This window comes from Shewanella intestini, assembly GCF_018221465.1.
Taxonomy (GTDB): Bacteria; Pseudomonadota; Gammaproteobacteria; order Enterobacterales; family Shewanellaceae; genus Shewanella; species Shewanella intestini.
Genome location: NZ_JAAIKR010000012.1, coordinates 16297 through 30170, shown reverse-complemented (window position 1 = coordinate 30170; position 13874 = coordinate 16297). Strand labels below are relative to the sequence as shown.

At 44.0% G+C, this 13874-nt stretch carries 13 protein-coding genes; 6 read left to right on the top strand and 7 right to left on the bottom strand.

Annotated elements, in window-relative coordinates; genetic code table 11:
* The first annotated feature begins 9 nt into the window (after positions 1-9).
* The 3 genes from ftsE (at position 10) to rpoH (ending at position 2717) form a co-directional block, all read left to right on the top strand.
* Positions 10-699, top strand: coding sequence for a cell division ATP-binding protein FtsE (ftsE, locus tag G3R48_RS12250; RefSeq protein ID WP_153665005.1), 690 nt, complete (start codon positions 10-12; stop codon positions 697-699).
* Positions 699-1652 (top strand): permease-like cell division protein FtsX, encoded by a 954-nt coding sequence (gene ftsX, locus G3R48_RS12245; protein ID WP_153665003.1) that lies wholly within the window; start codon positions 699-701, stop codon positions 1650-1652. The genes ftsE and ftsX overlap by 1 nt, the downstream gene beginning before the upstream one ends.
* Before the next feature lie 204 nt (positions 1653-1856).
* On the top strand, positions 1857-2717 hold the full coding sequence (gene rpoH / locus G3R48_RS12240) for an RNA polymerase sigma factor RpoH (protein WP_153665001.1): 861 nt from the start codon (positions 1857-1859) through the stop codon (positions 2715-2717).
* Positions 2718-2858: 141 nt separating this feature from the next.
* On the opposite strand, the gene menE is transcribed toward rpoH, so the two are convergent.
* From menE to G3R48_RS12215, 5 genes are all read right to left on the bottom strand, one after another.
* Positions 2859-4490, bottom strand: coding sequence for an o-succinylbenzoate--CoA ligase (menE, locus tag G3R48_RS12235; protein ID WP_228497470.1), 1632 nt, complete (start codon positions 4488-4490; stop codon positions 2859-2861).
* Positions 4487-5563 carry an o-succinylbenzoate synthase gene (gene menC / locus G3R48_RS12230; RefSeq protein ID WP_153664999.1) on the bottom strand — a complete coding sequence of 359 codons (1077 nt, stop codon included), beginning with the start codon at positions 5561-5563 and terminating at the stop codon, positions 4487-4489. Before menC ends, menE begins: the two co-directional genes overlap by 4 nt.
* A gap of 5 nt (positions 5564-5568) precedes the next feature.
* Positions 5569-6351 (bottom strand): 2-succinyl-6-hydroxy-2,4-cyclohexadiene-1-carboxylate synthase, encoded by a 783-nt coding sequence (gene menH / locus G3R48_RS12225; protein ID WP_153664997.1) that lies wholly within the window; start codon positions 6349-6351, stop codon positions 5569-5571.
* On the bottom strand, positions 6348-8078 hold the full coding sequence (gene menD / locus G3R48_RS12220) for a 2-succinyl-5-enolpyruvyl-6-hydroxy-3-cyclohexene-1-carboxylic-acid synthase (protein ID WP_153664995.1): 1731 nt from the start codon (positions 8076-8078) through the stop codon (positions 6348-6350). Before menD ends, menH begins: the two co-directional genes overlap by 4 nt.
* A 215-nt stretch (positions 8079-8293) precedes the next feature.
* Positions 8294-8734, bottom strand: coding sequence for an Lrp/AsnC family transcriptional regulator (locus tag G3R48_RS12215; RefSeq protein WP_153664993.1), 441 nt, complete (start codon positions 8732-8734; stop codon positions 8294-8296).
* Positions 8735-8927: 193 nt separating this feature from the next.
* On the opposite strand from G3R48_RS12215, the gene yjeH reads away from it, so the two are divergent.
* Complete coding sequence (yjeH, locus tag G3R48_RS12210) at positions 8928-10196, top strand: L-methionine/branched-chain amino acid transporter (RefSeq protein ID WP_153664991.1); 1269 nt, start codon at positions 8928-8930, stop codon at positions 10194-10196.
* 16 nt (positions 10197-10212) lie between these two features.
* Here yjeH and G3R48_RS12205 read toward each other — a convergent pair whose 3' ends face one another.
* Positions 10213-10665, bottom strand: coding sequence for a tellurite resistance TerB family protein (locus tag G3R48_RS12205; protein ID WP_153664989.1), 453 nt, complete (start codon positions 10663-10665; stop codon positions 10213-10215).
* A gap of 275 nt (positions 10666-10940) precedes the next feature.
* Positions 10941-11465 (bottom strand): DUF2780 domain-containing protein, encoded by a 525-nt coding sequence (locus tag G3R48_RS12200; RefSeq protein WP_153664988.1) that lies wholly within the window; start codon positions 11463-11465, stop codon positions 10941-10943.
* Between the two features lie 174 nt (positions 11466-11639).
* Between G3R48_RS12200 and G3R48_RS12195 the strand changes: the two genes are divergently transcribed.
* Entirely contained in the window at positions 11640-12371 is a 732-nt protein-coding gene (locus tag G3R48_RS12195) for a hypothetical protein (RefSeq protein ID WP_153664986.1), read from the top strand.
* 42 nt (positions 12372-12413) lie between these two features.
* Complete coding sequence (locus G3R48_RS12190) at positions 12414-13874, top strand: tetratricopeptide repeat protein (protein WP_153664984.1); 1461 nt, start codon at positions 12414-12416, stop codon at positions 13872-13874.

Genomic DNA, 13874 nt, shown 5'->3' with positions numbered 1-13874 from the left:
TAAGCATTTATGATCCAATTTGAGCAAGTCAGTAAAGTGTACTCTGGTGGACAAAAAGCGTTATTAAATGTCAATTTTCACCTTCAAAAAGGGGAAATGGCGTTTTTAACCGGCCATTCAGGTGCAGGTAAAAGCACCTTGCTTAAATTGATCACGGTGATTGAACGCGCAACGGCCGGCAAAGTGAGCATTAATGGTCACGACATTGCCAAAGTCGGCGTGAAACACGTGCCTTATTTACGCCGTAATATCGGCATGATATTTCAAAATCATCACTTATTAATGGATAAAAGTGTATTTGATAATGTCGCGCTGCCGTTAGTCATTGAAGGCTTTTCTCACGGTGAAATTCGTAAACGGGTTGCCGCGGCACTCGACATGGTGGGGCTGTACGGTAAAGAGCGTCATATTCCAATAATGTTGTCAGGTGGTGAACAACAACGCGTTGGTATTGCGCGGGCAATTGTTAATAAACCACCCATTTTATTGGCTGACGAACCGACAGGTAACTTAGATCCTAAATTGTCGATGGACATTTTGCGCTTATTTGAAACCTTTAACGATGCTGGTACAACGGTGTTAATTGCTACGCATGACTTAGGGCTTATTGCTCGAATGAAATACCGCACTTTAACCCTTCGCCAAGGCACCATGCTTGGTGGTGAGCCTTCAGGTGCAATGACAGCGGGTGGTGTGTAATGAGCTTAACCCAAAGTAAGTTGCCGCTAACTGGCCGTATTGTGATGTTCTTTATTCGTCATTTACAGCAAGGCACAGCAAGCCTTGGTGAGCTATGGCGCAATCCGTTGTCATCGTTTATGACCATGGCGGTACTGGGCGTGAGTTTAAGCTTGCCTGCTGCACTGCAAGTCTTGGTTAAAAATGCTGAAAATATCACTCAGTCATGGAATAGCGCCGCTGAAATTTCATTATTTATTAATGACGGTCGTAGTGAACAATCTATTCAAAGTTTAATTTCACGCATTCGTGTTTACAGTGAAGTAGACAGCGTGAGTTACATTAGTCGCAGTCAAGCGCTAGAAGAGTTTCAAAGCTTGTCAGGCTTTGGTGAAGCCTTGTCATATTTAGATGAAAACCCACTTCCTGCTGTTGTTACCGTTACGCCGCTGGCTAAATATTCAAGCCCTGTTGGCGCACGTCAATTACTGCAAAAACTTGAACATGAGCCTGAAGTCAACTTTGGCCGCTTAGATGTAGAATGGTTAGAACGCTTGCAAGCACTTGTTAATTTGCTTGAACGCACTGTTATGGCAGTTGGTTCATTGCTGATGTTAGCGGTGGTATTAGTTATTGGTAACACCATTCGCTTGGCAATTATGAATAGACGCACCGAGATTGAAATCATGAAACTGGTTGGTGCAACCGAAGCCTTTATTCAACGGCCTTTTTTGTATACCGGTATTTGGTACGGCATTATTGGCGGCATGTTGGCGTGGATAATTGTGAACATATTAGTGTTATTTCTTGATGGCGCATTAGCCGATTTACTGGGGTTATACGGCAGTACTATTAGCATTCAATCTTTGTCATTTAGTGAGTTAATTCAACTGGTATTACTGGCTTCATTTCTAGGTTGGTTGGGCTCTTATTTGTCGGTACGTCAACATTTACGTAAAATTGAACCTTCATAATATTTTAATGACGAATATGTTGATGAGTTTAAATGAAGCAGAGTTCACTTGTGCTTGGTTATATTTGCGGTAAAAATGATCACTCAATGAGTTCATTAGTTGACATATGATGTCAATTAGTCGATAGTTCATCAGCTAAATTGACCTCACCTACCTTGAAGGTTAGGGGGTTAAGATTTTTTGTTTATGTAGTTAGGAGAGCGAATGACTTATCAAACGCAATCAATGGCGTTAACTGTTCCTAAAGGGAGTAGTAGCCTAGAAGCATATATGTCGTCAGTGACCACCATTGATATGATGGATGCGGAAACTGAGCATAGGCTTGCCAAGCGTTTACAAGAAACTGGCGATCTGCAAGCAGCGAAACAGTTGATTATGTCTCATCTGCGTTTTGTTGTGCATGTAGCAAAAGGTTATTCAGGTTACGGGCTGCCGCAAGCTGACTTAATTCAAGAAGGCAACATTGGTTTGATGAAGGCGGTAAAACGCTTTGATCCAGATGTTGGTGTGCGCTTAGTTTCATTTGCCGTGCATTGGATTAAAGCTGAGATCCACGAATACGTGCTAAAAAATTGGCGTATCGTAAAAGTGGCAACCACCAAAGCGCAACGTAAATTGTTCTTCAATATTCGTAAATCTAAAAAGCGTTTAGGCTGGTTTAGTGATGCTGAAGTCACTATGGTGGCTGAAAATTTAGGTGTGTCAAAAGCCGATGTGACCGAAATGGAGTCACGCATGGCCGCACAAGACCCAGCATTTGACTTGGCGTCTGACAGTGATGATGACACTACGGATTATGCTCCAGCATTGTATTTAGAAGATCACTCTTCAGATGTTGCTCAGCAAGTAGAAAATGACAATTGGGAAGCTGATTCTCAAGCGCGTTTATTAACGGCGATTAAAACCTTAGACGAACGTAGCCAACACATTCTACGAGCTCGCTGGTTAGACGACGATAAAACCACACTGCAAGAACTTGCTTCTACTTATCAAGTATCAGCTGAGCGTATTAGACAGCTTGAGAAAAACGCCATGAATAAACTTAAAAGCCAAATGGACTTTTAAACGGGTCGTTTAACTTGCTAAATAAAACCTGCTACGGCAGGTTTTTTTGTGGTCAACCCCAAATGAAAACTGCCATGATTTACACCTCTTACACCTCTTACACCTCTTACACCTTTTACACCTTTTACACCTCTTACGGACTTACTGCTGCGGTAATGCGTTAATCACCTGTTGGCGGGACACCTTTAATCCTGCTTGGGGTAAGTTGTGTGGCCATAAAAAGTATTGTCTAGGGCGTTTAAAGCGCGCCAGTTGCGAGCAAATCATGTCCGTTAATGCTTGATTGGTGTCACCAGCTAAATTGCCATCAACATAGTCAATGACTGCCGCGGGTAGTAAGCCAAATTTTTGATCGTTAATCCCAAATACCAAAGCTTGTTTTACATTTTGGTGGCGCAATAACATTGATTCAATTTCTTCAGGCTGGATATTCTCCCCGCCGCAAATAAACATATTATCGGCACGGCCTAACACGGTTAATTGCTGATTTTCATCTAGTGCGCCTAAATCATTGCTACAAAACCAACCCTGGCTATCAAGCGGGCGCTGAATCTTACCGTCAGCCAGATAACCTAAAAATAAACATTCGCCTTTTAGCCAAATCATGCCATCAACAACCTTAAGTTGTCGATGCGGCAATACTGCGCCGTGGTGGCCTAACGTATTGGCGTGACTGGTGGTAATTTGAGAGCTCATTTCTGTCATCCCGTAACTGCTAAACGCGGGAATATCGGCTTGCAAGAAACTATGCACTAACTGATTGTCTATAATACCGCCGCCAAGAAGCACTGCTTTTACATGGCTAAGGGATGCTAAAGCCTCATTAAGGAGTTGCCGAGCTTGAGTTGGTACTAATGATAAGTGAGTGACCTGCGCGTGTTCGAGGTAGTCACTTAATGAGCATTTCGCTTGCTGAATAACCATTGCTGCAGCATTGAGTGCACAGCGATTAATAATCGCTAAACCGCCAATATGGAACAGCGGCAGTGACAATAACCAACTATCGCCTTGATTTAATGCAATGCGGCTACTGGCACCGTTAGCGCTATGAATGTGGTTAGCCAAGCTGTGGACAGCGGACTTAGGATGACCGCTTGAACCTGAGGTTAAAATGATATTTTGCGGAGCATTGATGTCAATTGTTGGTGCTGGCAATGATTGGGCATCAGCACTTGGGGTTAACTTTGCCGTAGTGAGTTTTTGCGCTGCAATGTCATACGCGCTTAGGTCGAGCCAGTTGATTTTATTGATCACTTGAATGATAGATTTGGCATTATCAAGTGGCTTAACTGCCATGATTGCTGTGGATAATTGCTGATCAAAATCTTTAATATCGCTATAAACAAAGGCCACGTTGTGTTGGTTAAGTAACTCGGCCACTTTGTAGGCTGAAAAGCGCGCAGAGATAGGGAAAAATAAGCAGCCTAAGTCGACACAAGCCCAATATAAATGGATTAACGCCACATTGTCGCTGGCGACGGCAGCAATAATATCGCCTTGTTTAATCCCGCTATTTGTTAATGTTTGAGCTAGTTGGCTGACGTGCAAGCTAAGTTGTTGGTAGCTGATATCCAGTGGCCTAATGGCTGAATGTGCTGGGTTAGTCGTAATTGCTGTTTGCGTTTTTGTTGCACTATTAGCTTGCGTGCTTGCTGCAAGTTGAGTGTGATTGCCTGTTGATAAATCGGTGGTCTCGTTAGCTCGAACCAATAGCCTAATCGCCGTCTGCAGCGGATGTTGTTGAGCGGTGTTATGTAACGGTGAGATCATCATAATACCGCTTCTTTGGCCGTTTTTGAGTCGGCATTGATAGGCTGTGTTTGTTCTGCAATAAGCTCAACAAGTGCTTGATTTAATTCCCCCTCGTTAAGTAAGCATTGCTCAAACGAGGCCAAGGTGTCCAAACCGGGAATATCATCTGGCGTCAGTACCTTACTGAGCTTTTTAAGGTCAATAATGCCAATATCAGACTCTAAGCCTGAACTTAATATGCAACGTACGCCGTTGTGCTGTGCTTGCTCTATGAGTTGTTGTAACTTTGTCAGAGAACCAAATAAACTGGGTTTAATCACTAATGCGCCAATGCCGGCTGCCGCTTCAAATACAAAGTCAGGCTGCAACAAAGACTCATCAAGGGCGTACTTCACTTTTACCGTGTTATACAGGTCAAGGTTGTCTTGTGGCTGACAACATGGCTCTTCAATGTAATCAATACTGGCTTTAGGTAGGCAGGATAAAAAATGACAGGCTTGTTCAAAACTAAAGCCACGATTGGCATCTAAACGCAGCCTGAGTTTTGGGTTTAATTGCAAAATATGATGAATAAAAGCAATTTCACTGTCGATATCAGTCTGCGCCACTTTTACCTTAATGATATTGTCTTTAGCTGCTTTGACCTTTTGGCTGACAAGCTGTTTATCCATCGCATCATGCACTAATGGCACGTGACGTTGCTCCAGTAAGCCTTGGTTAAAACGGGTCGTCAATTTCGCATGTAATAAACTGTAGCCAAATTGCACGCTGGCAAACGGGCTGCTGTCAGCTAGGTCCAATAAAGTTGATACTGATTGGCCTAATAACGTTGGCAATTGGGCGCTTAATGCAGTTGTTACTTGTGCTAATGACTCAGGGCTAAAACCGCTAATGGCTTGGCCGTGTTGATCTAAACCTGATAACGGCGCTATTTCAACATACTGAGTGCTAAGGGTACCTTGCTGGTTAACCGTTAAGGTGACAATTAGCCCATGACGCTGGTTTATGCGCTGCTGACCCACGGCTAAAGCAGGGTTGAGCTTGATACGATAACGCGACAGATTAAAAGCATGAATGATAGCGGTCGTTGGCATGGCGATTACCCTATAGGCTCAGGTGAAATAACTGCTAAAAGCTGCTGGCAAAAAGCGTGATGGTGATGGCTATGAATATTATGCCCAGCTTGCTTAATCACCAGTACATTAATGGGCTGTTGCTGTTGCCACTGTTGGGCGAGTGCTAAAAACTTAGCGTCTTGTTCGCCGACAATGATATGACAATGAGGCGCAATCGCCGCGACCGCATTACGGCAGTCTTGTTGATGACCTAGTGAGGTGGCGAGGTAACAATTAAGCAAAGCATCGGGCTGATTTTGGCTGCGTTGTTCAATTAACGCCAGGGTTTGCTCGGCGGTTAAATCACTAAACACCGCTTGTTGATACCACAGGCTTAAAAACTGCTTTAACGGCAGATGTTGTAGTTTGTCAGCCCATTGTTGGTCGGCATGTAATCGGGCTGCTTTTGCTTTGATATCAGATAAACCGGGGTGAGCGGACTCTAAGGTTAAGCTTAATAATGATTGTGGATGTTGCTTGGCAATATGCAGCGCCACACGGCCACCTAATGAATAACCCAACAAATGAAATTGATGACAATTTAGATGTTGTAACGTGGTCATGATGGCACTCACTAACGCATCAAACCCCGGTGTTGGCAAAGATAATGTTGACTCCCCGTGGCCGGGCAAATCGATGCATATACAATGGAAATGAAGGCTCAGTATTGGCATGCAAGCTAGCCAATCTTCCTTTGCGCCCATAAACCCATGTATAAGCACCAAATTAGGCCGTTCAGGTTGGCCAAAGCGGCTAACTTTTATCATAAATCTTGTTTTACCCAATTGGCCAACTCGGCAATTTGATCGCTGGCTTGGTTCGCCGTGACGGTGACTTCGATAATACTGGCACAGTTGAATTCAAAGGCTTCTTGATAGACTTGCTTAAAGTCGGCAATGTCGTCAACTTGGCGATAAGCTAAACCAAACATGGCCGCGCCATATCCAAATTCTAAGCCATGGCTTAAGCGATAAAAATCACTGCGCAAGGTTTCGTTTGGCACCGGTAATAAGTTGAAAATGTTGCCGCCATCGTTATTAAAAATAACCAATACAAAGGGGGTTTCAAGCTGTTTGAGTAGAGCAAAAGAGTTAAGGTCGTGCAAACACGAAATATCGCCAACGACCATGGTGGTTGGGCGTTGGTTGCCTTTAGCGACACCGGTGGCGGTTGCCATGAGTCCGTCAATGCCCGATGCGCCGCGGTTGGTATAAACCGTTGGCGACTGAGTTGTTGCAGGAGCAAACATGTCATATAAACGGATGGGCAAACTGTTACCAATAAATAGCTGTTGCTCACCGACATAAGAACGGGTGATTTGGCGCATAACTTGGGCTTCACCAAAATCATTATTATCAATGCGCTGTTCAAATAAACGGTTTAACTTATGGTGATTAATGCTTAGGGATTCTGCCCATAATGCTTGCGATGAACGATGCCAATTAGCTTGGCAAAATGCGCTTACTGACGACAACCACACTTGCTTAACTTGATGGCTAGGGTCAAGCCTTGCACTGTGAGTGAGCACTTGCCAGTAGCTGTGCCAAGGTTGGTTCATAAACTCAATTAAACGTTTAGAGATAAAGCGGCCGCCAAAAACCAATAGTCTGTCGGCTTGCTCAAGTAATTTGCTGCTACTTTTATGATGCAATAATTGGTCGATATTACCGATGGCATCAGGGTGTTGACGTAATTGCGACTGTGCGTCAACCAATACAGGCCAACCCAAGGTTTTGGCAAGGGTAATAATCTCTTGTGGTTGGTCGCTGTCGGCTAATGTGCCAACAACAATCACCCCTTTACCATGCACAAAACGCCTTAATGTGGCTTCACACGGTAAGCTGTTTGAAGGTTGACTATGATAAATATTATAAGGCTGTGAGTGCTGCATCCAACTGGCTAATGGCGCTAAATAACGCATGGCTGAAATTTGCTGTTGTTCAGCTAGTGGCACCACATTTGAAGGATACAGCGGCTCACGATACATACAATTAATATGAATGGGCTGAGTTTGTTGCTCAATCGCTTCATCAAGGCAAGTTAATAACGCCGCAGCAGGGAAAGCATAATCGGGGGTGGGTAAATTAATCTGTTTGGCATATTGGGCAAAAATGCCCGTTTGAGTGATGGCCTGGTTTGCACCGCAATCAATCAGCTCCATTGGGCGATCGCCAGACAAGACAATTAATGGCACATGGGTTAACCACGCTTCAATGATCGCAGGATATAAGTTGGCGACTGCTGTACCCGAGGTGGTAACTATCGCCACAGGGGCATGGCTTGATTTAGCCAACCCTAGCGCCATAAAGCCTAAACCGCGCTCGTCAAAGTGGGTGTGAGTACTCAGGTGAGTTTGGCTCGCTGCGGCAAGCGTTAACGGTGATGAACGTGAACCTGGAGATAGACAGATATGCTTAACACCTAAACGGTGCAGCTCTTCGAGGATTAACTGTCCCCATAATAAATTAATGTCTGCAATGGAATGTTGCGTCATGTGTATCTCACCTACTTAGTCGTTGTTCAACAATCAGTGTAACGTTGGCGGTTATTTATCGCTAAGTTTATCTGCCAATGGTTTGTTTCATGGACTGTTTTTTACGGTTGCACCCTAGTTAATTACTAGCGTGTTACGGTTATTTTTCCAAAATGCCACACATTGCGGGCAATGGGGTTGTGTCAATGATGCTTGTTGTATGGTGACAGGCAATATTAAGCTTGATTATTTATCCACTCGCTCATGACAACATGGGTTTTAATTTTGATGATATCGGGTTGAGAATCAATAAACTCACGAATTTCGTGTAAACGCTGCATGCTCGGGGCTTGAACGAACACTAACAAGTCCATGTCGCCAGTGATCCCTTGGCAAGTGACGACTTCAGGGATGAGGTTAAAAATATGCACCACTTCGGTAGATTTGGCGCAGCTATGCTGTATTTCAAAATAGGCTGACACCCCGTGTTTTTGAGATTCGCTGAGTAAGACTTGATAGCCTCGAATTATTTCAGATTCTTCTAAGCGCTTAATACGTTCAGTTACTGCACTGCGAGATAAGTTAACCTGTTGAGCAATATATGAAATAGACTGACGGGCATTGAGCTTGAGTTCGTTAATGATGGCCTTGTCGAATTTATCTAGCGCCGGTTTCATGTTATTAGCACTCCATCATGGGTTTATTGTTAGCTGACTTTACCGCTAACATCGCTGGCCGTCATTTTGGCGGATAAAAACCAATATGGCGTCAAAATGTCGGTAGTTACGCCACTTTACATGCTGATTACTGCAGTTTTTTAGCTTGTAGCTAATTATAATACCCCTAAACAAACAACAGTAGAATAGTAATATGAACCAAAATTCAGTCGGCATTGGCCGCTGGCAAGGTGCAGGGTTAATGGCCACCACTTTGCTAGGTACAGGAGTATTTATATTGCCGCAAATGACCATTGCGGTGGCTCATGATGGAGCGCTTTTAGCTTGGGGCTTGCTGACGTTGGCTATTATTCCAGTTGCTTTGGTATTTGGTTTACTGGCAGGGCGCTTTCCTCACGCGGCAGGGCCGGCTTATTTTGTTGAGCAAGCCTTTGGTAAAACAGCAGGGCGAACCATAGGTTTACTGTTTTTGCTGGCGATTCCGATTGGCGCGCCTGCGGCTATTTTAATGACCTTTCAATTTATGACGGCGATGGTGCCGATGCAGGGCATGGTGCAATTAATTGCGCAATTAATTGTCATTGGGTTGCTGTTATTGCTGAACTTAAAAGGGATTCAAATTTCAGCTAAGTTGCAGTTTGCACTGACATTATCTGTTGTTGGTGTCGTGAGTTTATTAATTGGTTCAAGCAGCTCAACGTTAGTTGAAACCGACTACGCCGCGGTTGCCAGTCAATGGCAATACGCCCCCGTTATGTTAGCGATGGGCATAGGCTTTTGGAGCTTTTTGGGTATTGAAGCCATGACCCACCTAGCGGGAGATTTTCGTGAACCACGTAAAGACATGCTCCCAGCGATGTTAATGGGGACTGTGCTGGTGGGTGTTATCTATTTATTGTGCACCTTTTTATTGCTCAATACTCCGCAAGGCAGTAGCGATGTTGCGATGATTTCAGCATTTAATTATTGGTTGGCAGCCACTCCCATTGCAGGCTGGGGAGTACAAGTGATTGGTATTTTAGGTGTTGCAAGTGGCCTTGCTACTGTAAATGTGTATGCTGCAAGTTCAGCCAGATTATTGTGGAGCTTTAGCGAACAAGGCATATTACCGCGCTATTTTGTGGTGAAAAATCAACATGGCGTGCCTATTCGAGCGTTACTGGCTATTTTGATTTCAATGGCATTTGTGATGGTAGTGACCTATTTCAGCGGCCACGAATTAGAGCACTTAATTGCTTGGAGTAATGGGGTGTTTGTGGTGATTTACCTGCTTGCGATGTTATCGGCATTTAAGTTGTTATCAGCCCGCTGGCGACCTTTAATTGCGGCGAGTTGTGTGTTCTGTATTGGGTTAGGGGTCGCCCTTGGCAGTAATATGTTATACGTGCTTATTTTAATTGCAGTGATTGCGCCGCTTATGTGGTTACAAAAAACACATATTCACCGACGCCAAAAGAGTTAAGTGTCATGTGGCAGCTTTAAGCGTCTTTTTCCATGGCGATGTTGCGCATGTGGATAAGTTCGCTGTGTTTAAGGTAAAGCAAGTCAGCGGTGCGGCGAATAATCTGATCTTCATAACGGCACAGTTCACCATCGGCGTAGGCCAGTTGCCACATGGCTAAAATCAATTGTTGTTTGTCAGCCACTGAAAATGCAGCGTTGATTTTCTCAGTGAATTCAAACAATGAGGTGGCATTAAAGCGGGCTTGCTTGGCTTGTTCAAGCAAGGCTGTCGCATCATCTAAGGTAATGTGCAGGGTTTGAGTTAACGCAGCGGGTAAGAGTGCGGTTTCACTCGATTCAACGTGATCATCGGCGTACACCACTTCAAGTAATAACGCTGCGGCAGCTAAATTCAGTTGTTGGGTCTTTTGTTGTGCAGTTAAAGGCACTTCTGGGGATAAAAACAGTTGCTTTAGCTTGGCAATCATAATGCCTCCCATTGATGGTGTTCCTCTTGATACTAACAAAGCTATGGGGAATGGGCGACAATCGGTGCGATTAAATTGTGTTTATATGTTGCTAAATATACCGCCTGTAACACAGTTTAATTGTGGCTTGTGGGGCGTTTTGCGTTGCAAAAAACAACCGCGACCAATGAAAATCATTGGCCGCGGTTACATTCACTGAGTTATTAATGGCGCTTATTGCATGGCAACAAACATCATACTTATCGTCAGTGAGTCGATGTGTTTATTTGGCATGCTTAAAGCAATGCGCTAACACCTTGCATTAATAAACCTGCAGTATCTTGGCTGCCATTTTCGTCTAAATAAGATTTAGCGATATTGATCATTGGCCCCACAAGTTGTTTTGAAATACCTAATTTTTCAAACGCATCGTAGACCATTGCGCTACCTTGCATTGACGCGCCAAGATCTCCCGCTTTTGATAATAAGCCTGTCATACCGCTGTCGCCTGCCAGTGCTGGCACCGCGCTTAATAAACTGTCAGCCCCAGGAATACTGTTACTGAGTTGGCTAAAGTCAGACCCCGACAGGTTATCTTTAGCGACACTTAATAGTGTCCCTAAACCACCTTGAGCTTGATTTTGGTCGAGGCCAAGTTGTGACATAACATTGCCGACAAGCGGATTTGAATGTGCGGTGGCCGCTTCAGTCGTTACTGGGTTTTCTTCCGATGAACCTAAGATGCTGTCAAGCCAGCTTGCTGATACTTGGTTGCTAAACAATAGTGCAATAAGGGTTAACATTACGGGGGTGAACTTCATAATACGCCTTCCTGTGGTGTGAGCTAAGTCCTAAAATGGAGTGTATTTTAACCTGTATCACATATTTTCGGTAGTGGCTTTAACAAGCAGTTGTTTAAGATTAGGCATTATCAGTGATTTTTCTGTATCCTAAGCGCAACTTTAACTTATGATTGAAAAATTGGGCTCAACGACATGACATTGTCTGCTATTTACTCTGAAGCATATAATTTTTTCCGTAACCATTTAAGCCAATTGGCTGCGCTAACAATGCCGTTATTATTGGTTCAAGTTATGATCCAGTCATGGCTAGGCAGTGAAATGTTGGCGCAATCGCAAGCGGATACGCCCGTATTTGGTGCCATTCATGGTTTTGCGATGATGGGCCTATTATTGGTTTTCTCATTACTGATAGCCGCGCTGACGGTGTATTTAGAAGTGCGTTCTAAAGGTTTTGAGGTGACGCCATTTAGAGTATTGAAAGAGAGTTTAATCTTTGTGCCGCCACTGTTATTAGCCGGCGTGTTTTCAGGCTTAGCGGTATTGATCCCTTTCATGTTGTTTGCGGCATTTGGACCACTGTGGCTCATTGGCTTAGTAATGAGTTTTTATGTGTTCTCACGTTTAGCTTACGTTAACTTCATGGTGGTGGTTGAGCGCATTACCCCTTTACAAGCCATTAAAGCCAGTTTTGAGTTTTCAGGCCCTATTGTATTGAAAACTGTCATGGTATTAATGTTATACCTTCCACTGTCGATAGTGGGCAGTAGTATTTCTATGATGGCTGCTAAAGTGGGGGTGCCGCTACAATTATTGGCTGACACCGCCATGGCATTTTTTAGTTTATTTGTTAATGTGGCATTGTTTAGGCTGTATATGGTTAACCGTAAAACGCCTACATCTGAAGAAGATAATCAAGTATTGTAAATTGCACTATGGGTTAACTTAGGTAGGACTGAGGAGTCTTCATTGATTAATGATATTGAATTTATTGATGGTTTTGCCAATGAGTTAACCCAAGATTACGCCAGTGCAAAGAGCTATGTTCGCGACATTCCAACCCAAGCACTGGTGTTTGTGCGCAGTTTTACCCACAAGCTAACCCAGTATTTAGCGAGCAAACACGGCCAGCAATTTACCAGTCCTAATTTATATGATCGCATTGAGCAGCTTAATAAAGCGCGGGTGATTGATGTACCAACGGTGCGGGCATTACATCGACTACGCGGCGACGGTAACCGCGGCGCCCATCCTGAAAAATACCACCTTACTCAAGTGCAGTTAATCACGATTGCTGAAAAATCGATTAAGCACATTTTGACCTTGGTGAGTAAGTTATATTCGCAGTACTCAACTCACTCACCTGAGTATCACTTTGAAGCTTTTGACTCTTTTGCCGGGCGCGATTTATGCTACCGCGCGGTGATGAAAAATGACCCTGAAGCGCAATATTTAGTTGGCATGTCATTAAAAGCTAAAGGCTTAATGCAACAAGGGCAAGAACAAGCTCTTGAACAAAAACTCGAGCAACAAGCTTCAACTGATACTGGCGCTGATGAAAGTCATCATCAACCGTCATTATTGCGAGGCAGTCATACTGCTAAAGAAGCGTTCTCACAAGCAGCACATTGGTTTGCTCTTGCATCATCGTCGCATGATTTAGCCTTATATGAGCATGGTGTGAGCTTGCTACACGGCTATAGTGGTGACAAAAACCTTAAACAAGGTGAAACGTTAATTGCCCAAGCTGCACAACATCATGTTGTCGATGCCAAAGCGTTATTGGGGTATTTTTATCTGGTAGGCAGCGACGTGTTTGAGGTCGATATTGCTAAGGCAGAACATTGGTTACTGCTGGCTGCAAATAGTGAAAATGCCGAAGCGATGTCTAACCTTGGGGTGCTTTACTATCAGCAGCAACAATTAGGCAGCGCCTTTGAATGGATAAAAAAAGCGGCTGAAACGGGTTATGCACATGCGCAATACCATTTAAGTTTAATGTTTGAAAGCGGCGATGCCGGTGAAATTGACTTAGAAAAAGCGTGGCATTGGTTTCAAGAAGCGGCGAAGCACGGGCAGTTAGACGCCATGTTACGCTGTGCAATTGAAGCATTAAATAACGAAAACGCCAATGAAGCCGATTTAGCGCAGGCCGAGCAATATCTTCATGATGTGATTAAATATGGCCACAGCGCTACCGCAATGATTGAATTGAGCGTCGCCCTTGCCGATGGCATGTTAGGGCGCATTGATGTGGTGCAATCGGCTAATTTACTGGTGTTAGCAAAGCAATACGCTAACCCACAACAGTTGTCAGTTATTGAGCCTTTATGGGAGTCGCTTGCGATACAAATAGATAACGTGATTGCGCTTAAACCATCAGCCGATGAGCTTAAATCATTGCAACATGCTCAATCTATTTTGGCCTAA